General features: G+C 39.5%; 25 protein-coding genes. 2 read left to right on the plus strand and 23 right to left on the minus strand.

What is annotated here, in order from left to right; translation table 11 throughout:
- Window positions 1–110: 110 nt before the first annotated feature.
- A complete protein-coding gene (locus tag JFV29_RS30870) occupies window positions 111–1,007 on the minus strand; it encodes a peptidoglycan-binding protein (protein WP_201180633.1) in 897 nt (298 codons plus the stop codon).
- 313 nt (window positions 1,008–1,320) lie between these two features.
- Here JFV29_RS30870 and JFV29_RS00650 point away from each other — a divergent pair, with 313 nt between their 5' ends.
- Window positions 1,321–1,566, plus strand: coding sequence for a hypothetical protein (locus tag JFV29_RS00650; RefSeq protein WP_201180634.1), 246 nt, complete (start codon window positions 1,321–1,323; stop codon window positions 1,564–1,566).
- A gap of 714 nt (window positions 1,567–2,280) precedes the next feature.
- On the opposite strand, the gene JFV29_RS00655 is transcribed toward JFV29_RS00650, so the two are convergent.
- From JFV29_RS00655 to JFV29_RS00680, 6 genes are all read right to left on the minus strand, one after another.
- Window positions 2,281–2,838 (minus strand): hypothetical protein, encoded by a 558-nt coding sequence (locus tag JFV29_RS00655; RefSeq protein WP_201180636.1) that lies wholly within the window; start codon window positions 2,836–2,838, stop codon window positions 2,281–2,283.
- Between the two features lie 24 nt (window positions 2,839–2,862).
- Window positions 2,863–3,054 (minus strand): pre-toxin TG domain-containing protein, encoded by a 192-nt coding sequence (locus JFV29_RS31530; protein WP_201183277.1) that lies wholly within the window; start codon window positions 3,052–3,054, stop codon window positions 2,863–2,865.
- Window positions 2,972–3,736 (minus strand): T7SS effector LXG polymorphic toxin, encoded by a 765-nt coding sequence (locus JFV29_RS00665; protein ID WP_201180638.1) that lies wholly within the window; start codon window positions 3,734–3,736, stop codon window positions 2,972–2,974. Before JFV29_RS00665 ends, JFV29_RS31530 begins: the two co-directional genes overlap by 83 nt.
- Window positions 3,733–4,023: a YwqI/YxiC family protein gene (locus JFV29_RS00670; RefSeq protein WP_201180652.1), complete on the minus strand. Its 291-nt coding sequence runs from the start codon at window positions 4,021–4,023 to the stop codon at window positions 3,733–3,735. Before JFV29_RS00670 ends, JFV29_RS00665 begins: the two co-directional genes overlap by 4 nt.
- A complete protein-coding gene (locus JFV29_RS00675) occupies window positions 4,023–4,451 on the minus strand; it encodes a YwqH-like family protein (RefSeq protein ID WP_201180654.1) in 429 nt (142 codons plus the stop codon). Before JFV29_RS00675 ends, JFV29_RS00670 begins: the two co-directional genes overlap by 1 nt.
- 362 nt (window positions 4,452–4,813) lie before the next feature.
- Window positions 4,814–5,062 carry a hypothetical protein gene (locus JFV29_RS00680; protein ID WP_201180656.1) on the minus strand — a complete coding sequence of 83 codons (249 nt, stop codon included), beginning with the start codon at window positions 5,060–5,062 and terminating at the stop codon, window positions 4,814–4,816.
- Between the two features lie 643 nt (window positions 5,063–5,705).
- On the opposite strand from JFV29_RS00680, the gene JFV29_RS00685 reads away from it, so the two are divergent.
- Entirely contained in the window at window positions 5,706–6,116 is a 411-nt protein-coding gene (locus tag JFV29_RS00685; protein WP_053345965.1) for a hypothetical protein, read from the plus strand.
- A gap of 182 nt (window positions 6,117–6,298) precedes the next feature.
- On the opposite strand, the gene JFV29_RS00690 is transcribed toward JFV29_RS00685, so the two are convergent.
- The 16 genes from JFV29_RS00690 to JFV29_RS00765 all read right to left on the minus strand — a co-directional run bounded on the left by JFV29_RS00690 (window position 6,299) and on the right by JFV29_RS00765 (window position 22,107).
- The gene (locus tag JFV29_RS00690) at window positions 6,299–6,592 is read right to left on the minus strand and encodes a hypothetical protein (RefSeq protein ID WP_201180658.1); all 294 of its coding nucleotides are present in this window, start codon (window positions 6,590–6,592) and stop codon (window positions 6,299–6,301) included.
- Window positions 6,593–6,863: 271 nt separating this feature from the next.
- Window positions 6,864–7,013 carry a hypothetical protein gene (locus tag JFV29_RS00695; protein WP_201180660.1) on the minus strand — a complete coding sequence of 50 codons (150 nt, stop codon included), beginning with the start codon at window positions 7,011–7,013 and terminating at the stop codon, window positions 6,864–6,866.
- A 518-nt stretch (window positions 7,014–7,531) separates the two neighbouring features.
- The gene (gene nadE, locus JFV29_RS00700) at window positions 7,532–8,362 is read right to left on the minus strand and encodes an ammonia-dependent NAD(+) synthetase (protein ID WP_201180663.1); all 831 of its coding nucleotides are present in this window, start codon (window positions 8,360–8,362) and stop codon (window positions 7,532–7,534) included.
- 35 nt (window positions 8,363–8,397) lie between these two features.
- On the minus strand, window positions 8,398–9,867 hold the full coding sequence (locus tag JFV29_RS00705) for a nicotinate phosphoribosyltransferase (RefSeq protein WP_201180664.1): 1,470 nt from the start codon (window positions 9,865–9,867) through the stop codon (window positions 8,398–8,400).
- A 61-nt stretch (window positions 9,868–9,928) separates the two neighbouring features.
- Window positions 9,929–10,480, minus strand: coding sequence for a cysteine hydrolase family protein (locus JFV29_RS00710; protein ID WP_201180665.1), 552 nt, complete (start codon window positions 10,478–10,480; stop codon window positions 9,929–9,931).
- A 14-nt stretch (window positions 10,481–10,494) separates the two neighbouring features.
- The gene (locus JFV29_RS00715; RefSeq protein ID WP_201180666.1) at window positions 10,495–11,259 is read right to left on the minus strand and encodes an NUDIX domain-containing protein; all 765 of its coding nucleotides are present in this window, start codon (window positions 11,257–11,259) and stop codon (window positions 10,495–10,497) included.
- Between the two features lie 204 nt (window positions 11,260–11,463).
- Window positions 11,464–12,993, minus strand: a complete 1,530-nt coding sequence (locus JFV29_RS00720; RefSeq protein WP_201180667.1) for an acyl-CoA carboxylase subunit beta — start codon at window positions 12,991–12,993, stop codon at window positions 11,464–11,466.
- Between the two features lie 23 nt (window positions 12,994–13,016).
- The gene (locus JFV29_RS00725; protein WP_201180668.1) at window positions 13,017–13,799 is read right to left on the minus strand and encodes an enoyl-CoA hydratase; all 783 of its coding nucleotides are present in this window, start codon (window positions 13,797–13,799) and stop codon (window positions 13,017–13,019) included.
- A 19-nt stretch (window positions 13,800–13,818) separates the two neighbouring features.
- Window positions 13,819–14,718 (minus strand): hydroxymethylglutaryl-CoA lyase, encoded by a 900-nt coding sequence (locus tag JFV29_RS00730; protein ID WP_056519313.1) that lies wholly within the window; start codon window positions 14,716–14,718, stop codon window positions 13,819–13,821.
- 17 nt (window positions 14,719–14,735) lie between these two features.
- Entirely contained in the window at window positions 14,736–14,948 is a 213-nt protein-coding gene (locus JFV29_RS00735; protein WP_053345955.1) for an acetyl-CoA carboxylase biotin carboxyl carrier protein subunit, read from the minus strand.
- Between the two features lie 71 nt (window positions 14,949–15,019).
- Window positions 15,020–16,369 (minus strand): acetyl-CoA carboxylase biotin carboxylase subunit, encoded by a 1,350-nt coding sequence (locus JFV29_RS00740; RefSeq protein WP_201180669.1) that lies wholly within the window; start codon window positions 16,367–16,369, stop codon window positions 15,020–15,022.
- Between the two features lie 12 nt (window positions 16,370–16,381).
- On the minus strand, window positions 16,382–18,028 hold the full coding sequence (locus tag JFV29_RS00745) for an AMP-binding protein (protein WP_242486012.1): 1,647 nt from the start codon (window positions 18,026–18,028) through the stop codon (window positions 16,382–16,384).
- 113 nt (window positions 18,029–18,141) lie between these two features.
- The gene (locus tag JFV29_RS00750) at window positions 18,142–19,284 is read right to left on the minus strand and encodes an acyl-CoA dehydrogenase family protein (protein ID WP_201180671.1); all 1,143 of its coding nucleotides are present in this window, start codon (window positions 19,282–19,284) and stop codon (window positions 18,142–18,144) included.
- A 63-nt stretch (window positions 19,285–19,347) separates the two neighbouring features.
- The gene (locus tag JFV29_RS00755) at window positions 19,348–19,959 is read right to left on the minus strand and encodes a TetR family transcriptional regulator (protein WP_201183279.1); all 612 of its coding nucleotides are present in this window, start codon (window positions 19,957–19,959) and stop codon (window positions 19,348–19,350) included.
- A gap of 311 nt (window positions 19,960–20,270) precedes the next feature.
- Window positions 20,271–21,032: a hypothetical protein gene (locus tag JFV29_RS00760; protein WP_201180673.1), complete on the minus strand. Its 762-nt coding sequence runs from the start codon at window positions 21,030–21,032 to the stop codon at window positions 20,271–20,273.
- Between the two features lie 28 nt (window positions 21,033–21,060).
- Window positions 21,061–22,107, minus strand: a complete 1,047-nt coding sequence (locus JFV29_RS00765) for a cytochrome d ubiquinol oxidase subunit II (protein WP_201180675.1) — start codon at window positions 22,105–22,107, stop codon at window positions 21,061–21,063.
- Window positions 22,108–22,121: the final 14 nt, after the last annotated feature.

A 22,121-nucleotide genomic window follows, 5' to 3' on the forward strand; every position in this document is an offset into this window, starting at 1 on the left:
AAAAAAAGCCCCTCTCGATTTAGAGATGGGCTTCTAACGTGGTGTGATTCTGGGAGCTATACAATAATTCACCCATAAAATTATTGCATATTCATGCACACAATTTTATGTCATGCAAACAACTTAGCAAATGTATTTTCACCAGCGATACCATCTGCTGGTAATCCGTTAGCTTTTTGAAATACTTTTACCGCTGATTTTGTGCCATTTCCAAATATACCATCTACCCCATTTGGATTGTACCCTTCAGAATAAAGTACAGCTTGTAAGATATATGTGATATTCCCATTCGCCCCTTCTCTAATAGTGGGTGAAGCTGCCTTTGTATTAGGACCCCATTTCCCATCGACCTTAAGCTTTGCTCTATATTGTTTATTTAGCTCCCTTTGGAACCCCTTTATCAGCGCCGTCTTAGTGTTAGGTCCATAAAAACCATCCACAACGATTCTTGTATTATACCTACTGTTTAATGTTTTTTGGATTTGTTTTACAATCTGATTACCAGTAGGCACTTTTGATACCAAATTGGGTTTTTTGCCTGCTTGTAATTGTGAATAGGATAATCCACCCGTCATCTCCAAATGAGGATAGTCTTTAAACGAAGCCCAATCTCCACCCCATTTAAAACCCAAATCTTTACCAATAGCAGCTACACGTTTCCACTTTGAATCAACTGTCCATATTGCATTCTTCCCATCATCACTTACTATGATATAATCAATGGCTAGTCCATAGTTGTGATAAGATTGACCTGGCTGAGCATTTGTCACTTTTGGTTTCGATAGATCACTATAATTTTTCCCTTTATAACTATATCCTAGGCGACCTTGACCATATAACTTTGCTTGCTCCTCCATAGAACGGTAGCCCGCACTGATTTGAACAAAAATACCTTCTTTATAGGCGCGTTTAATCATTTCTAATGCTGATTCTTTCACCACTGGATGTATACCACTGCCCATATTCTTTTCGGATCTGGTTAATAACGTTTGTAATTTTGCCGTCATTTTATTCACCTCATATTATTTTTATGTTATTTAATCACAAATGCTTGTACACCTAACTGCTCTTTGCATAAAAAAAAGCCCCCCCTTATTAAGAGGCGACTCGTATTTTGTTACTTATTATTTTTTAAATACCGTACAGTTTGTTCCCACTGTTTATTAAAAGGTAGTATATATCATAAAAAAAGAAGTTATTAACCTAGCCCAAATGTGAAAGCCAAGTTGTTGCAATCAGTTCACAAAAACATATAATAATTTTGCCATCCAATCCTTTCCATCATATAATAGAAGTAATACAGCTGAAGGAGGAATACAATTGAGCGGAGATAGAGATCCAATAGATGTAACTCTGGCTTCTCATTTAAACATGCGACTCACTCGTTTAGCCGAAGAAAGGAATATCCAACTGGAAAGGTTGTTGGATAAGTCTGTCGAATTATTACTTGAATATATGGAAGATAACGAATTAATTAATGACCATGTTAAGTTAAACAATGTTGAAGCAATCAATAAAAATAAAGAGATTATCTTACAAAGCAGACAAATTTTAAAGAAAGAATAGTTCCATGTAAAAAACACTTAGCCAGTAAGGTTTAGTGCTGTTTCTATTATTACACACATCACTTTTATCAAATTTTCACTTTCCATGACATTAAGTCATAATATGACTATTTGGAGCCTGGTAGTTAAAGACTAATCAATATGTTTATTACTTATATTTTAAAAATATCCCCACAGTTCCTCCATACATCCAGCATATAACTCCTGTTCAATCCTTTTCTTGCCCTATATATCATATTATTCCCATTTAGATTTTTAGCATATAAAAGGGCAGTCTCTAGGACTGCCCCCAAAAAATATTACTATTAAACGGTATACACGCACTATCATCAGGCTTCTTATTACGTATTTGCTTCTAGACTGTAAAAAACCTTCTAAAACGGTTGCTTCTTACTTTTAAGTGATTAATAAAAACGATGCCTGTTCTTACATTTACAACGCTTTTTAGGAACCCAAACTGTACTTGGATCATTATTCTCAAAGCATTTTTCTATAAAACAATTCATCCTAACACCCTCCTTAATATTGTATATGCATAGACAAAAAGAAGGTGTGGACAAGTACAGAAAAGCACTCATAAATAATTTGGTTTTAAAGACTTATTGAAACATTCAACCCTTTTTCTTGGTTTTAACTGACTTTCGAATTCTTCTGCATCGTGTTTAGGATTTTTCTTGAACTTGACTTCTATTTCTGAGATTCTTTGGACATGGTATTACATACCCGTACCCTTAACACAATCACTCTTGACTGCAAACTTCTGTACAATATCCTTAATCTTCGTATTATCAAAAGTGACATTCTTGTAGCTGTTTCCATACGCAGTAGCTAATTCCTCGACCCTAATACAAAGAGGCAATTTCACTTTGCCGCTCTCCCTGCCAAAGGCTTGGACCTTCTGAACCAGCTTTTGCGCAAATTCCTTACTGTAAGGGATGAACTTTGTACCACTTGCTACTTTATCAGCGACCTTCGCAGCATCTGCCACACCGCCAATTACAAGGGCTATCATCAGCCCGTTCTGGCGCTGTTCTTCGGTTAGATGGTTTCCAAACATGTCTATACCTGTGACCGCTTCGCCTAGTCCGTTGGCTGCGGTGAGCACGTACAGGCCGTATTCGGTTTTCTGGAGGAGGCTACAGCCTTTTGTCGTTTTATAGACAGCGAGTGCATGATTCCCCGCGTTGAGTCCTTTGGCCGTTTTGTAGATGGCGCTGCCGCCTTTGATGGCCCGGCCCCAGCCGACTACAGGGATAAATCCAGCGGCGGCCATAGCTCCGGCGGCGATTCGTTCGGCTTAGGACAACTTGCGGCCCGTTACTGGTTCGACTCCGGTTGATGCCCTGATTGAATGATAATATCCCGTGAATTCCCATGTAAAGGTATTTATCGTATCCCAGGCCTTTTCATACCATGGGCGGTTTTCGAGTTCTTCCCATTTCGCGTTCGATTTCCTTGGCTTCCGCTTGTTGCTTTTTGAAGGTCTGATAGTCTTTCATCTGACCGGCGACTTCATCCTTCACTTGATAGACGTCACTATTCTTAAAGGCCGATTGGTTAAAAGTCATCGGCGAAACGTTGCCATCCTGTTTCGTGGCATCAAGCAAGGCACGGAAAAGGCCAACAGCCACGTTTTCCTGCCCGACGGAGACATCATATTCCTCCACCAATTGCCGGTCGACATTTTCGACCTTTGTCATGGTGTCATCCAGTCTTTGTCCGGCCAGCGTGATTTTTTCATTAAAGTCTTTTTGGTCGAACATATGAAGAGGAAGGATATCGTCAATGCTGTTCAGGAACCTTTGAAGATCACTCGCTTGTTCATCGACAAGCGACTTCGCTTGATTAATGCCATTCGAAACTTCGCCATCTAAAAAGGGAACCTCGACCACCGTATCTCCGGAAAGGTCCGCTTCTTCCAGACTGGCAGGAATACCTTCCAAAAAACTGATCTGGGTAGTGAATAATTCGATCCAGGCGTCCGCCACATCGATTTGTGCTTCATAGAAGCTTTTGATGGCCGCGGACCCGGCGCCTTGAAACTCGTGATCCAGGCTGACGATACCCTGAAATTCCTTTTTTAGGGCAACGACTTCCTTCTTTAGTTCTTCATATTGCTTGGCACGCGACTTGGTTGCGGCCGTCAATGTCTTGGCTTCATATATTTTCATCGCGGCTGATACCCATTTGAAGACGAATGGGTGATGGCATCGTCCTGTTCTTTCAATAGATCAATGTTCGCCTGGGTATCTTCCACATTTTTTTGAACGATTTTGATATATCGCTCAAATACTTTTTCGAGGTTTGCTTCACGGTCGATCCACTTTGAGGTAAATTCAAGCTTATTTTTCCCAAGCTCGTCGGCCGGCAGATTTCCAAGCGTTACTGTACCAAGAGCAGTCTTTACCTGATTAACTTGCTTTGTTACTGCAGGATGATTCAGTTTGATTGTCGCCATTAAATCAACCGCCTTTTTAAATCTGATATTTTACTTTCCAGTTGCCCAAGTGCCTCCTCACCTTTGTCTAAAAGGTGATCGGCTTCTTGGGCTATATTTCCAGCTATATTCATAAGAGTTTTCTCGGCATTTAGCTTTGTAATCATCGCTTCAATTTTCCATTGATAGTCGTCATAGTCGTCATGGATGATGCTATACATCAAATTATAAGCATCACCACGGGCTTCCTGGAAATCACCTGAGCGGCTTCCTGTCCAACTACTACCCATCTCCGGATTTTTAATATTTCTAATCTCGTTAAGACACATACTTTGTTCTTTTATAATACCGTCTTTCGCATTCACTAAACGTTCAATTTTTTCGTCTAAACTAGCTATTTTACTGGAGATAGCAGAGTGCATGTTACTCAATATGTCTGCATATACCATAAAGACTCACCTCAAAAATAGTATATTTCTATTATAACTGTCATTTTTTTCATATTTTCTATTATAAGGATTAAAGTCTGAGAGTTAAATAGGGAATAATATGCTATTTTGTCTGTAAACAGAGAAAATTGACATAATTATAATTAAGTACAACAAATTCTTTATACCCTGTTTTTTACCAAAATTAAACAACAAAAAAACACTTCATCTACTAAGGAATGGAAAGATGGACCCTCTACTGAAACACAAAATTATCTTAGAATATGATGTCTTAAATTTATTATCAGACATATTGAAAAGCTAGGTAAACTATGAACAAACAAGGAGATATTCATTCAAATAGAACTCATGGTTTCCTAAATTCAGTTAAATTCACCAGAATCATATCTGTTTATCAAATTTTCACGAACAAATTCTCTGCAAGTAGAAGATAAATGTGATCTTTGAGGGTGAATCAAATCTCCAAAAGGCATATTCTGGACAAATTTGATTTCACCTTCAAATTCCCTTTCAGCATCAGCATCAAAACCTACTATTTTCACAAAGTAAGTTTTGTGACCAGTTTTCATAAAATCAATTATTGTTAACATGTGATTATCTTCTTTTTGCATACTTTTTCCTCCACCAGATAAATCAAATAGCCTTTACGTATTGTTAAAAATCTAACTTATAATAATAATCCAATATACCTGTTGTTACTAGAACATAATTAGGCTCGTAATCACTAATTTAGCTCTTTGTTATTTTAAACAACTTATAAATAAAAAAGCCAATCAATACAATCAAGGCTAAAATTGTTACTTTCATTTTCTACTTGATCTTTATCTTTTCTATGTATCGAATGTTGTATAGCCACCGGCTAGACTTCATATATTAACTATACCTTTATTTAGCTGCCATTGCATCCTTGCTTAAGTTTTACGGATAAGGTCTTCTTCTTTTCCGAATTACTCCATTTTCATTCATACCATGCATTTAATTCTTCTTTAAATGTTTCCTAGTTTTGCCCTAAAAAAGATCAACCATTGTGCTGAGCTAAAAATAACTGAAAAACAAAAAACACACTCGATATTAATGAGTGTCTTAGCTTAATCGTTAAACTATTGCATTCATTTCAACTATCCTTCCTTCTCAATCAGACTAGCTATATTTTCTATGACATCTATGTAAAATGATGCAGAATAAACCTAATAACTTATCCCTTCTATATAAAATTATAACCTCGCTATAATTTAGGGATTGGAGGTGTTATTCATGAAAGAATTCATCCAGATATTAGCGGAAATCGTAAACAACATTCATGATTTTATACTATTATTTGTAAGCGACACTCTAAATTCAAATGCAACGGACAAAGATCTACATTTTTGGATAATGGGGATTATAGGAATTATTATATTTTTGTTTGTGTTATTTTTATCTAATTTAATATCCCGGATGCGTTTTGGGATTACCATTCTTTCTTTCCTATATACCTTTACTGTCATGGTTGTCTTAGTATTTGCAATTGAAATACAACAAGCTCTAACTAGTAGAGGAAATATGGAATTTCAAGATGCTGCAGTAGGCCTCTGGGGCTTCATCGTATTTTTCTTAGTTTTTGCTGCAATTTCCTCACTGTATTTATTGATAAAAAAATTCTTCAAACAATCAAAAAAAAGGTAACAAGAGATCACCTTGCTCTTAACATTACTTACGCTAGTTTATCGGAATTTAGCTTTGGAGTTATATAAGAGGTTATAATGAGAACTTTCTCTGTAGCATATCTTAGAATGGAAAAAGGGAGTAGTTACAGAGAAGCTGGCATTATGTGGAGTAATAGATTTTACAATCTTAGAATTTCAGATTTACTTTGATTCATTTTCATTAAATAAATCAATGCTAAACAGATTGAAAGAATCGTCGTCATTTAAACTTTCCTGATTATGTCCAGATATTTCAGAGCTATTTTCCTTACGACGGCGGTTTACTTCTCTTAATTCCGCTTCTAGAAATTCTGCTTGACCGTGTGAAAGCTTAATCGTTATTTCATTATTATTCTCATCTGCCGCTTTCAAAAGAACATAACTGTCAGCTGCATTGCGTAAAGTAACATTGCTAAGTGTTAAGTTCATGTTTTCGAGTTCATATCTTGCCTTCATATCGTAAAAAGAACCTCCATCGGAAAACCATTTAAAATTATATATATTAAATATACTCTACTTCAAGATATCTAAATATACAAATACTTTGTTTACTATTTTCCGATGCAAAAAAAGGTCTTGGACCTGTATATGGAGAATCCCTTTGTATTAACGAGTCTTTCTATAAATGGAGTTATAGTCTACAACTAAAAAAATCACCGCATACCTCTCAAAGTGTGCGATGATTTTTTTGTTCATATTATTCTCCCTTTAGCATTCTCTGTGCCACTTAGGCCAGTTGGCTGGCATAAGATTTGATATCCATCATGGTTGTTGAAATCTCTTCTGTGACGGCTGACTGGTTTTCAGTTTCTGCGTTAATAGAAATAATAGTAGAACTAGAAAGACTGTAAGGGTTTTGTTCCAGAGGAATCGTCATCACCTCAAGTTTTAATACTCCTATATTAAAACAAAAAAGACTGTAGGAAAAAGTGTTTATTTCTAATTGTTAAAACAAAGTTGATTGGAACGGAAGGTGCGAGACTCCTGCGGGAAAAGCGTGTCCAAGGGAGACCCCACAGGCGCAAAGGCGCCGAGGAGGCTCCCTGACCGCCCGCGGAAAGCGAGTTCCCTACGTTCCAATCAACGTTCGAATTTTTACAACCCCTCAAAAAAACTGTAGACAAACTCGATTTTCATCGAGTTTGTCTACAGTCTGAATGGAACCTTTCACTTTAGGAAAGGTTCCATTTTTTACTGCTGGGTTTGGCCCAAAATGGGAATATTTGAAAATCTCATGATTGGTTTGCTTCCCCATAACCATAGTATTCTACTGCATCTTCTAGTAATATGGGCTCTAATAATAGAATCGTAATCCTGCATTTTCAACAGTGATTGGCGTTTATCATTCAATTACATGCTGAAGTCCTATCTTAACTAAGCTTCTCCATTATTCCTTCATTTCCACCAAGTATCGTACACGTTAATGGCTTCATTCCGTTTATGTTCGGTTTTTGTATACCAGCCTTCGATGATTTCGGCCGCTTCCGTTCTTATCTCCTTACCTTCAAGGTAATCATCGATTTCATCATAACTCACTCCTAAAGCCACTTCATCAGGAATCAGAGGTTTGTCATCTTCTAGATCTGCAGTTGGAATTTTCGTATATAGACGCTCAGGTGCTCCGACGAATTTCAGAATTTCTTTTCCTTGCCTTTTATTCAAACGATATAACGGGATGATATCCGCTGCCCCGTCACCATGTTTTGTAAAGAAACCGGTGATTGCTTCCGCTGCATGGTCTGTACCAAGCACGACACCTTTATATAGTCCGGCTAAATCGTATTGCACCTTCATCCGCTCACGTGCTTTGACATTTCCTCTTAAGAAATGGGATAGTTTTTCACCCGTAGCGTCTTCCACAGCCTTTACCGATGCATCCACTGCTTCCTTAATATTAACTGTTACCGTTTGACTTGGCTTAATGAATTTCAAAGCCAATTGTCTGTCATCTTCATCAGCCTGTACACCGTATGGAAGGCTCACAGCAACAAATTTATATTCTTTGCTGTTCGTTTCATGATTCAATTCATTGACAGCAGTTTGTGCAATATAGCCGCCTAGCGTTGAATCTTGACCTCCAGAAATACCCAGTACAAAGCTTTTTAGAAAAGCGTTTTTCTTCATATAATCTTTTAGAAGATCGACACTTTTTCTGAATTCAGCTTCAGGATTAATCTTTGGTTGGACAAGTAATTTTTTTACGATTTCATTTTGTAATGGACGCATTGGCATAGCCCCTCTTTCCTTATAAAATAGACTCGTTATTTCGTAAACATTCTCTCAACATTGGCTTTTACTTCATCTATATTTCTCATTTTATTATCCCAACAGTCCTGGCTTAAGTCGACCGGATATTCTTCAGGATTGAGTGCACGTAAGTACTCTGGCCATAATACTTGAAGATTTTTTTCCGTAAAGGTCTTGATTTCATCAATGGATGGTAATTCATAGATTAAACTTCCGTCCATAAAAATATCCTCATGCAGGTCCACCGCATCGAAATCAGTGACAAATTTACTTAGGAAAGTATGGACAGGATGGAACATTTTTAATTTTTCCTGTTCCTGAGGCTTTTCATATTCCATAGCCAAGTAGTCGCCTTCTGCATGGTGGTTGACTTTATTAATGATTCTGTATACTCGTTTTAGGCCAGGTGTCGTTACCTTTTCAGGGTTAGAAGAAATTTTGATGGTATCTCTCATATTCCCATTTTCGTCCTCAATTGAAACCATCTTATAAACGGCACCTAATGCAGGCTGGTCATAAGCCGTAATTAATTTGGTCCCGATTCCCCAAATATCGATTCTTGCTCCTTGTTGCTTCAGGTTGATAATCGTATATTCATCCAAATCATTTGAAGCGACAATCTTCGCATCATGGAAACCTGCAGCATCTAGCATACGGCGTGCTTCTTTTGAAAGATAAGCCAAATCGCCGCTATCAAGACGGACGCCAATGAAATTAATTTTATCGCCCAGTTCTTTGGCGACACGGATTGCATTCGGGATGCCGGAACGTAGCGTATCATAAGTATCCACCAAAAATACACAATCTTTATGAGAGCTTGCATATTTATGAAATGCCGTATATTCGTCTTTATAGGCCTGAATCATGGAATGAGCATGTGTCCCTGAAACCGGAATACCGAACAGCTTACCTGCACGGACATTGCTTGTAGAGTCAAAGCCTGCAATGTAGGCAGCGCGTGCTCCCCATATTGCGGCATCCATTTCTTGTGCTCGTCTTGAGCCGAATTCAAGTGCAGATTCATCGCCAATTACTTGTTTGATACGCGAAGCCTTTGTCGCAACGAGTGTGTGATAGTTCACAATGTTCAACAGCGCTGTTTCTATGAGTTGCGCTTCACCAAGAGGTGCCTCTACACGTAAAATCGGTTCGTTGCCAAAAACAAGCTCGCCCTCTTTCATGCAACGAATCGTTCCAGTAAAACGGACGTTCTGCAAATAATCCAAAAATTCATCATCGTAATGTAATTCCGATTTTAAATAGTTGATATCACTTTCTGAAAAGCAAAAGTTCTGTAGGTAATGAACAATTTTCTCTAGTCCTGCAAAAATTGCATATCCGCTGTTAAATGGAAGCTTTCTGAAAAAAACCTCGAATACGGCCTTTCGGTTATGTGTTTTGTCTTGCCAATAAGTTTGAGCCATATTGATTTGGTAAAGATCTGTGTGTAGTGCGTAACTGTCGTCGTTGTACTTTTTTTCCATGGATAGTTCCTCCCAAAAGAGAAGCGGCCGCCTCTCTTCTATTCTGTTGCGTGAATAGATATTAAAGAATGGTTGCTCCAAGTGATCCTTTAAAATGTGTAAGTGCCCATTCGTGACCCGCACTATTGAATGAGGCCACTGCATTTTCGTAAACAAAGATATTATAGCCTAAATTGTAAGCTTCAATTGCAGTATGTAATATGCAGATATCGGTACAAACACCGACTAAATATACGTCGGTAATGCCCCGTTCCCTAAGTCTGATATCAAGGTCCGTTCCTGCAAAAGCCGAATAACGTGTTTTATCTATATAATAAACATTCTTTAGATTTTTATTTGTTTCATATTCCTCTTTTAACGTACCATAAAGGTCTCTACCCATTGTACCGCTAATATTATGTAGTGGAAACAATTTCGTTTCAGGATGTAAGCGGTTTCCTTCTTCATGAAGATCAATCGCAAATACCGTGTATTCCCCTTGCTTGATAAATTCCTTAGTTATACCGACCAGTGTATCTTCGATTTCCTGTCCAGGCTTTCCACATGTCAATGCACCGCAGTCTGCCACGAAGTCATATGTATAATCAATATTGATTAAAGCCTTTTTACCCATTTCACTCATTCCTCCTAATAATAAATAGAGTCCATGACAATCTCTGCATTAAATCGGTAAAGTTGTGAAGGCCGAAATGAATTACGTTTAGTTTTCTTCTGTAAGCCCTTTTCATCCAATACTTTCTCCAAGAACGGGAGCTTTGGGGCTTTTGCAAAAAAAAGTGAATCTGCACTGATTTTCGCATCATCCCTAACTGTTAGTAAAACACGTTGGAGTTCTGAAAGTGTAAATTCTTCTGGTAAAAACTTTTGAGCTATCGTTGTTTGCACCATTTCTTTTTTCATTAAATTTATCGCTTCATTAATAATTGTATAATGATCAAAAGCAAGTTCTAATTTTAAAGCTTCCTGTATCGTGAACAATTCCACCTCAGCTGCATCGTCATTCGCTTTTCTTTGATGAAGAAATTCTTCCTGAACAATTGCATAAAAAGCATTAGAGATAATCCACCCTCTCTGATCACGTCCCGGATGGTCATATACACCAAAATGCTTCACATGAAATCCTGTCACACCTGTTTCTTCTTTTAATTCTCGTTTGGCTGCCTCATAGGCTGTCTCGCCAGCATTCACAAAGCCACCGGGTAAAGCCCATTTATCACCTTCAACATTCGGGCTTCCTTCCCTATCTTTTGTAGCACGTTTGATTAATAATAGCTTTAATAACATTTCAGGCGGGGCTTTCTCGGCCGTCTTCTTGGTGGTAATCGTAAAGATCGCAATATCTGCTGTGTATCCATCTGGAGTAATATATTTCTTTTTTTCCTGCTGAACCATGGCAACTCTCACTTTCTTTTACTAAGACTGAAAACGTAGTAATTAGTAAATCATTAATTACTAATTATAGTACTCTTCCTTGATTAATATTGCAACACTTAACTTAGTAAAATTTTCATATTATTAGAAAAATCATTCATCATATTCTTCCGTACTGCAAAATAAACAGCCCGGTCAACATGACCGGGCTGTTTATTATATTTATTATACGGGATATACTCCGTGTTTACGCTCAGTAAATGTCATTTGCTTGCTACTATATGCTTCAAACCGAGCGCTCAATTCATCACGCAGGTCATTTGGCTGGATAATAGCATCAACAATCATCTCTGAGGCTAAGCGGTAAATATCAATATCTTCATTATACTCATTTCGCTTCTGCTCAATGAAAGCAGGTCGTTCTACTGCATCCATTGCACTGATTTTGTTAGCATAGACTGCGTTAACCGCTGCTTCCGCACCCATAACAGCAATCAAAGCAGTTGGTAAGGCGAGAACGCAATCCGGTTCAAAAGCAGGACCTGCCATCGCGTATAATCCGGCACCATAAGCCTTACGAACAACGACAGAAATTTTGGGAACCGTGGCTTCGCTCATTGCAGATATCATTTTCGCACCATGGCGAATAATGCCTGCCTGTTCGACCTTAGTTCCAATCATAAATCCTGGAATATCCGCTAGGAACAAAAGTGGGATATGGAAAGCGTCACATAAATTGATGAACTTGGCGGCCTTATCAGCAGAATCATGGAACAGAACCCCCCCTTTGACACGCGGCTGGTTGGCTATAATTCCAATCGTATGGCCATTTAACCTTGCAAGACCAGTAATCAATTCAGGGGCAAATAATTTTTTGATTTCGCAAAATGAATTACGGTCTATAATCCTGTCGATGAGGTCATACATATTAAATGCAGCATTTTGATTTTTTGGAATCAGCTCTTCCAGCGTTTTTTCAAATTCAGCAGGTAGCTCAGGTTTGGTAGCTTTCGGCTTTTGTTGATAATTTCCTGGAAAATAGCTTAAGTATCGGCGAGCAAAGGCAATGGATTCTTCTTCTGATTTAACGAGTACATCACCACATCCTGAAACGGAACAATGCATTTTCGCTCCACCCATTTCCTCTTCGGTCACTTTTTCGCCAATGACCATTTCGGCCATCCTCGGTGAACCTAAATACATGGATGCATTTCCATCAACCATAACAACAATATCGCAAAAAGCAGGGATATATGCCCCACCTGCTGCGGAAGGACCGAACAATAGACAGATTTGAGGCACTTTTCCAGATAGCTTCACTTGGTTGTAAAAGATCCGGCCTGCCCCACGGCGTCCAGGAAACATTTCGACTTGATCCGTTATGCGGGCACCAGCTGAATCAACTAAATATAGTAGTGGCAATTGTAACTTATCAGCGGTTTCCTGAATGCGGATGATTTTCTCGACAGTCCTCGCTCCCCAAGAACCTGCTTTTACAGTCGAATCATTGGCCATGACACAGACCCTCTGTCCGTTGATTTTGCCGATGCCTGTAACGACACCATCTGCAGGCAGCCCATCACTCGCACAATTTGCGAAGAAGGCGTCCTCGATTTCAACTCCTTCGTCAAATAGAAGCTGTAGCCGATCACGTACGAAAAGCTTCCCTTTTTCAGCATTTTTTTGATGATATTTTTCTAAGCCGCCTTTTTTTATCGTTTCTACCGTTTCTGTAAGTTTATCCGTCGTTACCATCTATGTTCCTCCTTCAATTGAAATCAATTACCCGTAAATACCGGTTTGCGTTTTTCCTTGAATGCTGACAGCCCCTCCAGTCGGTCACGGGTTTGCAGTGTTGTCTGATAGCAGTCCTTCTCGATTTGCAATCCAGTTTTCAAGTCTGTATCTGCCCCTTGATTCATGGCAGCTTTTGCCGCTCTTAGTGCTAAAGGGGCATTGACAGCAATTTCTCCAGCCAGTTTTTTCGCTTCCTCTAGTAGATGTTGAGGCGGGTACATATGGCTGATGATTTGCATGGCATGTGCCGTTTTAGCGTCCAGTCTCCTTGCCGTATAAATCAGTTCTTTCGCTGTCGCCATTCCGACAATCCGCGGCAACCGCTGAGTACCTCCACCGCCTGGAATTATTCCAAGCGCAGTTTCAGTCAGTCCCATCTTTGCCGTTTCAGATGCTATGCGAATGTCACAGGCAAGAGCCAGCTCAAGTCCTCCGCCAAAAGCGGAGCCATTAATTGCAGCAATGACTGGAACTGGAAGATTTTCAACCGCTGTAATCGTGTCACCAATTAGCTTTAATGTCTCCCTGACTTTCTCGTCATTCATCCCTGCTCGTTCCTTTAGATCTGCACCAGCACAAAATGCCTTTTCTCCAGCTCCTGTTATTATGACTGTCCGCAGATTAGACTGTAATTTCAATTCATTTAGTCCTTCGTATAAGCAATGAAGTAGTTCTGTGGATAACGCATTGGCAGCATCCGGCCGATTTAAGGTCACAATGGCAATTCCCTGTTCCTCATGACTAATCTCTACTATCGATGTCATAGTTTCACCTCATGTTTTTTTATTGCGCGTTATAGACAGCCATCTGATGGCTAGGCAATGGTTTTTCCAAGAAGCTTTGCATCATAGACGCTGCACCTATAAGTTTCCCTTGATCGATTCCCGTGTGAATCCCCATATTATGTAGCATATGAATCAGGTCATCCGTAGCTACATTCCCGCTCGCACCTGGTGCATATGGGCATCCCCCTAAACCACCGAGCGCGGAGTCGAAAGTTTTAATCCCATAATCTAGTGATTTGAGGACATTAGCGAGAGCCATGCCTCTTGTATCATGAAAATGGAGAGCAATTCGGTCTATATCGTATCTTTTTACAGCCTGTTCAAGGAATAAGGCTACCTGTCTAGGAGATGCGACACCGATGGTATCTCCTAATGATAGCTCGTTGATTCCGTATTCAAACAGCTGATCACAAACCTTGAAAACCTGTTCGATTGAAACCTCGCCTTCATAAGGACACCCGAATACAGTTGAAACATAGCCTCGAACTGATTTCCTGCTTCTTGCTGCTGAATCGATAACTTCCTTTAATACAGGAAAGGTATCTGAAATCGTTTTATTTATATTCTTTAGATTATGGGTCTCACTTGATGACATGAAAACTGAAATTTCATCAATATCCGCTTCTAGGGCCGACTCCAATCCTCTTTGATTCGGAACAAGAGCCGCATAGGTGATATCTGGATTCCTATTGATACCCTTGGCTACCTCCACAGCATCACTCAATTGAGGAATCCATTTTGGATGTACAAAAGAAGTGGCTTCAATATAGGAAAGACCAGTATCAGAAAGCTGATTGATCCAGTCTATTTTTCTTTGCGTCGGTATAATGACCTTTTCATTTTGAAGCCCATCACGCGGACCCACTTCTTTAATGGTTACTTTTTCAGGCCAATTCATTTTACCCCTCCGTCTCTTTATTCAATGACGGCCAAAACGTCGCCCTCATTTACGAAATCCCCTTCATTAACTTTAAGTTCCTTAACAGTACCCGCTTCCTCAGCAGCAATGGGGATTTCCATTTTCATGGATTCTAAGATTATGATATCCTGTCCATCGGTAACACTTTGACCTTCACCCGCTACGATTTTCCATACGCTTCCTGCCATACTTGCTTTTAATTCTGCCATATCATATTCCTCCAAATAATTTTAGTTTTTAGTAACGGATCGGTTTTCCCTCCCGATCCCCGACAAACAGTTTATACAGTAATTTTTTTAATATATTTATCAATAAAGTCCGTTGTTGTATCGCCTTTAGAAAAAGCTTCATGGACGATTATTTCCTTAAGTAGAGGAAGGTTCGTTTTAATTCCATCTATTTTATAGGTGTTCAATGCTTCTCTTAATCTATCGATGGCTTCATTCCTCGAACCACCGCTTACTACCAATTTGGCGATCATAGGATCGTAAAAATGTGAAACGACCGATGTGTTCTGAACGGCCAGTTCATGACGAATTCCTTCACCTTCAGGAAGTTTCAAACCGCTAATTTTCCCCGGTGCAGGATAAAAGGTTTTGGGATCTTCCGCATAAATGCGCACTTCAATAGAATGCCCCTCCCTTTTCACCTCTTCTTGTGTAAAGTCGAGTTTGTTGCCTGAAGCAATTTTAATTTGCTGTTCAACAAGATCAAGTCCTGTGATTTCCTCAGTGACCGGATGCTCGACCTGAAGGCGTGTATTCATTTCTAGAAAATAGAAGTTTTTATCGGCATCAACTAAGAATTCAAGGGTACCCGCATTACAATACCCGATAGCCTTCACCGCTTTTACAGCGGCTATCCCCATCTGCTTTCTTGTTTCTTCATCAAGAAATGAAGAAGGGGCTTCTTCTACGACCTTCTGGTGGCGCCTTTGAATGGAACATTCTCGTTCCCATAAGTAAACAGCATTTCCAAATCCATCTGCTAATACTTGAATTTCGATATGACGGGGTTTTTCAATCAATTTTTCAATGAACATGTCTCCATTACCGAAAAATAATTGAGCACGTTTTTGATTCCCTTCGAATGCTTTTAACAGTTCATCGGCATTTGCAACTGCCTGCATACCGATACCACCGCCGCCGGCTGACGCTTTCAGCATAACTGGATACCCTATCTTTTCGGCAACTGCCGCTGCTTCAGCGCTATCAATTAATGGCCGTGAGAATCCTGGCACTAATGGAAGCCCTGCTTGCTCCATCTTTTTTCGCGCTTCAACTTTATTGCCCATCTGCTGGATAACTTCAGGTTTGGGTCCAATGAAAATCAATCCAGCATCTTCACATGAGCGAGCGAAATCTGCATTTTCACTTAGAAATCCGTATCCTGGATGGATGGCATCTACACCGGTTTCTTTAGCTATTTCTAAAATCTTCTTGACGTTTAAATAGCTTTCCTGAACTCTGGACCCTCCCAATAAATAGGCCTCATCCGCATATTCTACAAATGGTGCTTCCGAATCTGCCTCGGAATAGACAGCGACCGTACTAATTCCCAAATTCTTGCACGTACGGATTACACGTGATGCAATTTCTCCTCTGTTTGCGATAAGAATTTTTCGAATCATTCGATATCCCCCTTATTTGGTACGTTCCGTTAATAGTTCAAGAGTTTGCTCCCGAAGCTTATACTTTTGAATTTTCCCAGATGCAGTCATTGGATATCCATCAGTAAATTGAATGTATCGAGGAATTTTGTGAAAAGATATTTTCCCTTTGCAATACTCTCTCAATTCTTCCTCCGTCAAGGTTTCTCCTGCTTTCAAAATGACCCATGCCGCTACCTCTTCCCCATACTTCTGATCGGGAACACCAAGGATTTGGACATCGACTATAGCAGGATGCTGATAGAGAAATTCTTCTATCTCGCGCGGGTATATATTTTCCCCACCGCGTATAATCATATCTTTCAGTCGGCCAGTAATCTTGCAATAACCGTTTTCGTCCATCACCGCTAAATCTCCTGTGTGGAGCCAGCCCTCCGAATCAATCGCTTGCTCCGTCGCTTCCGGATTATTATAATACCCCTTCATGACATGGTATCCTCTTGAACAGAGTTCTCCTTGTCTGCCCCGCTTGACTTCTTCTCCGCTATTAGGATCAATGATCTTCACTTCCACATTCGGAAGAGCCTTTCCCACTGAGGATACACGAAGTTCAATTGGATCATCGGTACGGGTCATCGTAATTCCTGGGGACGATTCCGTTTGGCCATAGGTAATCGTGATTTCAGAGATTCCCATCTTATCCACTACGTTTTTCATAACTTCTATCGGACAAGTGGAGCCAGCCATTATTCCAGTCCGTAATGAACGTAAATCATACTGATCGAAGTCATCGAGATTCAATTCAGCAATGAACATAGTCGGCACCCCGTGAAGCCCCGTACATTTTTCAGCTTCCACTGTCTGAAGCACAGTACGTGGATTGAATTCTACGATTGGCACCATTGTGGCTCCAACAGTAACAGAGGCCATTGTACCAAGGGAACAGCCGAAACAATGAAACAGTGGGACGGGGATACAAAGCCGATCATTCTTTGTAAGCTTCATACAAGCTGCAATATTTAGCCCATTGTTGACTAAATTCGAATGTGTCAGCATGACCCCTTTTGGAAATCCAGTCGTCCCTGAAGTGTATTGCATATTAATGACATCCTCAGGAGCAAGGTCCTTCATTCGGATGTCCAGCATCTCCTCCGAAACCGATTCGCTTCCGCTTATGACGTCTTCCCACGAAAACGTACCAGGATAACGCGTTTCACCTAAGATAATGATATTCTTTAATTTTGGTAGTTTTTCAGATTGTAACTTTCCTGGTTTAGCCGTTTTCAATTCAGGAACTATCTCATAAAGCGTATCTATATAAGAATGATCCTTAAATTGTTCCATCAGGATTATCGTCGTTGCATCCGATTGATGAAGCAGATATTCGAGTTCACTTGTGCGGTAATTTGTATTGACCGTAACCAGCACACCGCCCATTTTTGCAGTTGAAAATTGGGAAATCAGCCATTCCGGTTTATTAGACGCCCATATGGCGATATGTTCCCCTTTTTCAATCTCAAGTGACATGAAACCGCGGGCCGCCTTCCGGCAAACTTTTTCAAATTCACTGTACGTATAACGAAGACCTAGTTCGTGATAAACTACCGCTTCATTATTACCGTATTCTTCAGCTGTCTTTTCAAGCAGTTTTCCGATAGTAACATCTAGCAAATCAGACATCAAACTCCTCCCAATAAGTAAAAGTAAGTATGTACGCTTCTTGCTGTATAGAAAAAATCTGCCTTTCACCAAAATGAACAGAAGCATTTTGGTTCATTTGCGTTCTAAAAAGATTAACAGCCCAATTGTCTGGCGATTACGATTCTTTGAATTTCTGATGTCCCTTCCCCAATTTCTAGTAATTTAGCATCTCTTAAATAGCGTTCCACCTCATATTCCCGCATATATCCAGACCCGCCATGGATTTGAATGGCTTGATTGCTCGTTCGGAACGCAGTCTCACTTGCAAAAAGCTTAGCGAACGCCGCTTCTTTCGCAAAAGGTTTTTTATTGTCTTTTAACCACGCTGCCTTATATACCATATTTCTTGCTAATTCAATCTCCATCGCCATATCAGCAAGTTTGAATTGGATTGCTTGAAAATTTGAAATAGATTTACCGAATTGAACTCGCTCTTTTGAAAAAGCTAAAGCCTTATCAAAGGCTGCTTGCGCAATACCGACCGCCAACGCGGCAATTGAAATCCTTCCACCGTCTAAAGTGAATAAAAACTGTTTGAATCCTTTTTCTGAATCCCCCAATAAGTTCTTCTTTGGCACTCGAACATTATCAAGAATGATTTCACATGTATTTGAAGCTCGAACTCCCATTTTTTCATAATTACTATTAATTGTTATTCCCGGTGTATCCGTTGGGACGATGAATGCAGAGATGATGTTCTTGCCTCGACTGTCTTTTCCCGATACAGCCGTTACGGTGACAGTTCTGGAATAACTTGCATTAGTTATCCATGTTTTCTCGCCATTTATCACATATTCATCACCTTCTAATACTGCGGTCGTTCTTGTACCGCCCGCATCAGAGCCCGCATTCGGCTCGGTCAACCCGAAAGCTGCCAATGTTTCACCGGTCGTGATTGGAATAAGGTATTTTTGTTTCTGTTCCTCGGTACCGAAATAATAAATCGGGCTTGCTCCAAGTGAAACAGCTGCTGCATAGCTTAAACCAGTGCCTCCACAGGCCTTGCCAATCTCCTCAACAGCAATAGCATAGGAAATCGTGTCTCCGCCTGAACCACCATACTCTTCAGGGAATGGAATCCCCAGTAGCCCCAGCTTCCCCATTTTTTTGAATACATCCTCTGCAAACATGGACTTTGCATCCAGTTCTATCGCAATTGGTTTTATTTCTTTTTCAGCGAAATCTCTTACCATATCCTTAATCATCTGCTGTTCTTTTGTAAGTGAGAAATCCATTTCTTTATTCCCCTTTCTAATGAGACCGACTAGTTGGTCTGTGAAATGCAAGCGTTTTTATTGTTAATCCACAACCATCTGATTTTTTAGTAAATATGGCTGGGTTATTGCGTCTTTTTTTTGTTTATCTGTTAATAATGCCTGTAATATTAAATCGACGTAAATTTCTCCAATTTCCTCGATTGTTTTTCCCCCGTCCCTTTTGTACCATTTATAGGACCAGTTCACCATGCCTAAAATAGACATTCCGGTGATTTCAACCGGCAGTTCGCTGCGGAATTCACCCTTGTCTATTCCTTCTTGAATTACGGAAAATATGATTTCTTTATACATTTGACGCTTCTTTTTGATTGCTTCTACATAAGGTGGTTTTAAGTATATGCTTTCTTGATAGAAAACTGAGATGTGTGGTTTATAGAGGTCAAAAACTTTAACAAATGATTGAATAATCTTTTGCATTTTTTCTGTTGGGTGGGTACTTGCTGAAATGGCTTCCTGTGCTTTCGTTAAAACATATGAAATAAAGTAATCATGAATGACAAATAAGAGTTCGTCTTTAGAAGAAAAATGGTGATAAAAACCACCTTTGCTTGTTCCGCATTCCTTTACAATTTCGTTAACGGAGACGCCATGAAAACCATGCTGTTCAAAGAGTGTCAGCGATGTTTCGATTATTTTTTCTTTTAACTCCGTAAGACAGCACCTCCTGTTGTATCCGCTTACATTTTATCCAGTAATATTAAGATAAATAGTATGATTATACATAAACTGGATTTATTTAGATTTTACCAAATATTTTATATTTGTCAATTTTTAATTACAAACTAAAAACAGCTCTCATACTTAAGAGCTGTCTCCTATTTTATTCAAGCCAATAATGCCTTGGTGATACATAGCAAACATGATTTTTGAATTCTGGATAAGTTGAGTGGAATTAACTCCTTTGGTGTTTCAAGATCCCACTCCGCCTCAAGCCTTGTGCCTGACTACTCTTTCTTCTTTACCTTGATTGGTTTAACCCGGGCCTTTACAAGTTTCCACCCATCGTTGTAGGTCCATACTGATTTAATTTCCATCAACGGATCACGCTCGTCGGCCCCTTTCACATATTGAACCCCCACAAGGCCCTTTCCTTTTCCAAAAACGGTCTTGAGGTTCAATGACGAGTAGGGATCAACCAAAAGCTCGGTCGGTTCATTCAACTTTCCATCTTGATAAATACCTAATTCTTCATAATCTTGTTTTCTTGAACTGACATCTATCACCACAGGCTTTTGCCCTTCAATAATGATTTCAGCTTTGTAGCCGTCAAGAAATTGAGCCATTACAGGAACAGATGGCGGAACCTCTAATTCCTGAACTTTACCATCTTTGAACGTGAAGGCATAACTATTTAGCAAGCGATCAGTACCTTCAATCAAAACCGTGACTAAAACATCCTGAACCCCATCTTTATTCAAGTCAGCAAGTTTGAGTTCGGGATTATACCCTGCTTTTAGAAGTACGCTAATTGTACGGCGGTTGCTTTCAACATTCAGCTCTATTTTTTTAAGAAACTTGCTTCCTTTCTCATACGGCAATCCTTGAACCTGGATGATATCTATTTTTTGGTCACCTGTGACATCTCTTTTTGTCGAAATATAGGTCCCATCAACTTGAAAATTTTTATCATGTGCTTCAACTGCTTGATAACTTAAAAAGAGTGAGACGACTAAAACCGCATATTTTAGCAAATCTAACTTTTTCATAGTGATAACCTCGCTTTTAGAAGATATACTAATTCGTCATTTGTCGCCGTTTGAATTTTCGACGTTGATCTTTCATAAAGATGGACCAGAAATAATAGAAACCTGGAACTAAAATCGCAAAGCCTACAATATATGTGGCAAACACTGCCCGGAATGACGTCGGGTCGGTAAAACCTGAGAGGATTGTTACATTCGGATAAATGATATATGGCAAATGAGCAATCCCATAAACATAGCTGCCGACCAAATACTGAATGATAATCGCTATGACAGCGAGTCGTGGCATTCCTTTAACCTCCCGTTTAGAAAAATAAGGAAGATATAGAGCCACTCCGCTAATGATAAAAAAGACTAACGAAACGAGTAATAATGAAGAGTTTTTCATCATTCCCTCGTAGAGCCAATTCGCTTCACTTTTTAATGTAATCATTACCATTATAGCCATGACTAACATAAGCGGCCCCGTTATCATCGCGTCCCGCCGGTATATTTTGTATGCTTTCATTTCATCAGCCTGTTTTGAGTAATCAGATAGAAGTAACGATGATAAAAACAGCGTGCTCAAAATTCCGAACCCCATAAAGGCATACTCATTTGGACTTGTGAAAAGTTTGAAAAGATTCAGTTCTTCATTTCCTCGCATTCCTTCAACAAACCCAAGATGGGTGATCGGCAATACACTGATTAATAGCCCGGGAATGATTAATCCTGTTAACCCTGATATATACGTTAATGCTTTTTCATACTTGTCTACACTATGCGAGAAAACTAAGAACGCACTTCTAATACATAGAAGTACTAAAATTAAACTTGCGGGAACAATTAATGCTACCCCAATGGTAAAAACTGCCCCCGGAAACAAACTATAGATGGCAATGACAAGGCCAACTACGAAGGTATTAGTCACTTCCCATGTAGGAGATAAATAGCTGTTTGCTATCTTTGTAGCATTCGTTTCTTCCTTTTTAATGTAAGTCATTGCCCAGAAACCAGCTCCAAAGTCCATCGAGGCCATAATTGCATAAAGAAAAATAAAACCCCACACTAGCGTTATTGCAAGAAGTGCATCACTCATTGGCTTTCCCTCCT

Origin of the sequence: Peribacillus sp. TH16 (assembly GCF_016651095.1) — a bacterium.
GTDB classification, from domain to species: domain Bacteria; phylum Bacillota; class Bacilli; order Bacillales; family DSM-1321; genus Peribacillus; species Peribacillus butanolivorans.

Bases quoted from the DNA above. Each gene is read 5' to 3' on its own strand.
- JFV29_RS00725 (WP_201180668.1), bottom strand. From the start codon at position 13,799: ATGACATCGATAGTAGAGATTAGTCATGAGGAACAGGGAATTGCCATT.
- JFV29_RS00670 (WP_201180652.1), bottom strand. From the start codon at position 4,023: ATGGCGACAATCAAACTGAATCATCCTGCAGTAACAAAGCAAGTTAAT.
- JFV29_RS00715 (WP_201180666.1), bottom strand. From the start codon at position 11,259: ATGGTTCAGCAGGAAAAAAAGAAATATATTACTCCAGATGGATACACA.
- JFV29_RS00735 (WP_053345955.1), bottom strand. From the start codon at position 14,948: ATGGCAGAATTAAAAGCAAGTATGGCAGGAAGCGTATGGAAAATCGTA.
- JFV29_RS00695 (WP_201180660.1), bottom strand. From the start codon at position 7,013: ATGACGATTCCTCTGGAACAAAACCCTTACAGTCTTTCTAGTTCTACT.
- nadE (WP_201180663.1), bottom strand. From the start codon at position 8,362: ATGCGTCCATTACAAAATGAAATCGTAAAAAAATTACTTGTCCAACCA.
- JFV29_RS00750 (WP_201180671.1), bottom strand. From the start codon at position 19,284: ATGGATTTCTCACTTACAAAAGAACAGCAGATGATTAAGGATATGGTA.
- JFV29_RS00740 (WP_201180669.1), bottom strand. From the start codon at position 16,369: ATGATTCGAAAAATTCTTATCGCAAACAGAGGAGAAATTGCATCACGT.
- JFV29_RS00675 (WP_201180654.1), bottom strand. From the start codon at position 4,451: ATGGTATATGCAGACATATTGAGTAACATGCACTCTGCTATCTCCAGT.
- JFV29_RS30870 (WP_201180633.1), bottom strand. From the start codon at position 1,007: ATGACGGCAAAATTACAAACGTTATTAACCAGATCCGAAAAGAATATG.
- JFV29_RS00655 (WP_201180636.1), bottom strand. From the start codon at position 2,838: ATGGCCGCCGCTGGATTTATCCCTGTAGTCGGCTGGGGCCGGGCCATC.
- JFV29_RS00710 (WP_201180665.1), bottom strand. From the start codon at position 10,480: ATGGGTAAAAAGGCTTTAATCAATATTGATTATACATATGACTTCGTG.
- JFV29_RS00690 (WP_201180658.1), bottom strand. From the start codon at position 6,592: ATGAAGGCAAGATATGAACTCGAAAACATGAACTTAACACTTAGCAAT.
- JFV29_RS00765 (WP_201180675.1), bottom strand. From the start codon at position 22,107: ATGAGTGATGCACTTCTTGCAATAACGCTAGTGTGGGGTTTTATTTTT.
- JFV29_RS00685 (WP_053345965.1), top strand. From the start codon at position 5,706: ATGAAAGAATTCATCCAGATATTAGCGGAAATCGTAAACAACATTCAT.
- JFV29_RS00705 (WP_201180664.1), bottom strand. From the start codon at position 9,867: ATGGAAAAAAAGTACAACGACGACAGTTACGCACTACACACAGATCTT.
- JFV29_RS00720 (WP_201180667.1), bottom strand. From the start codon at position 12,993: ATGGTAACGACGGATAAACTTACAGAAACGGTAGAAACGATAAAAAAA.
- JFV29_RS00760 (WP_201180673.1), bottom strand. From the start codon at position 21,032: ATGAAAAAGTTAGATTTGCTAAAATATGCGGTTTTAGTCGTCTCACTC.
- JFV29_RS00680 (WP_201180656.1), bottom strand. From the start codon at position 5,062: ATGCAAAAAGAAGATAATCACATGTTAACAATAATTGATTTTATGAAA.
- JFV29_RS00665 (WP_201180638.1), bottom strand. From the start codon at position 3,736: ATGAAAATATATGAAGCCAAGACATTGACGGCCGCAACCAAGTCGCGT.
- JFV29_RS00730 (WP_056519313.1), bottom strand. From the start codon at position 14,718: ATGAATTGGCCTGAAAAAGTAACCATTAAAGAAGTGGGTCCGCGTGAT.
- JFV29_RS00745 (WP_242486012.1), bottom strand. From the start codon at position 18,028: ATGTCTGATTTGCTAGATGTTACTATCGGAAAACTGCTTGAAAAGACA.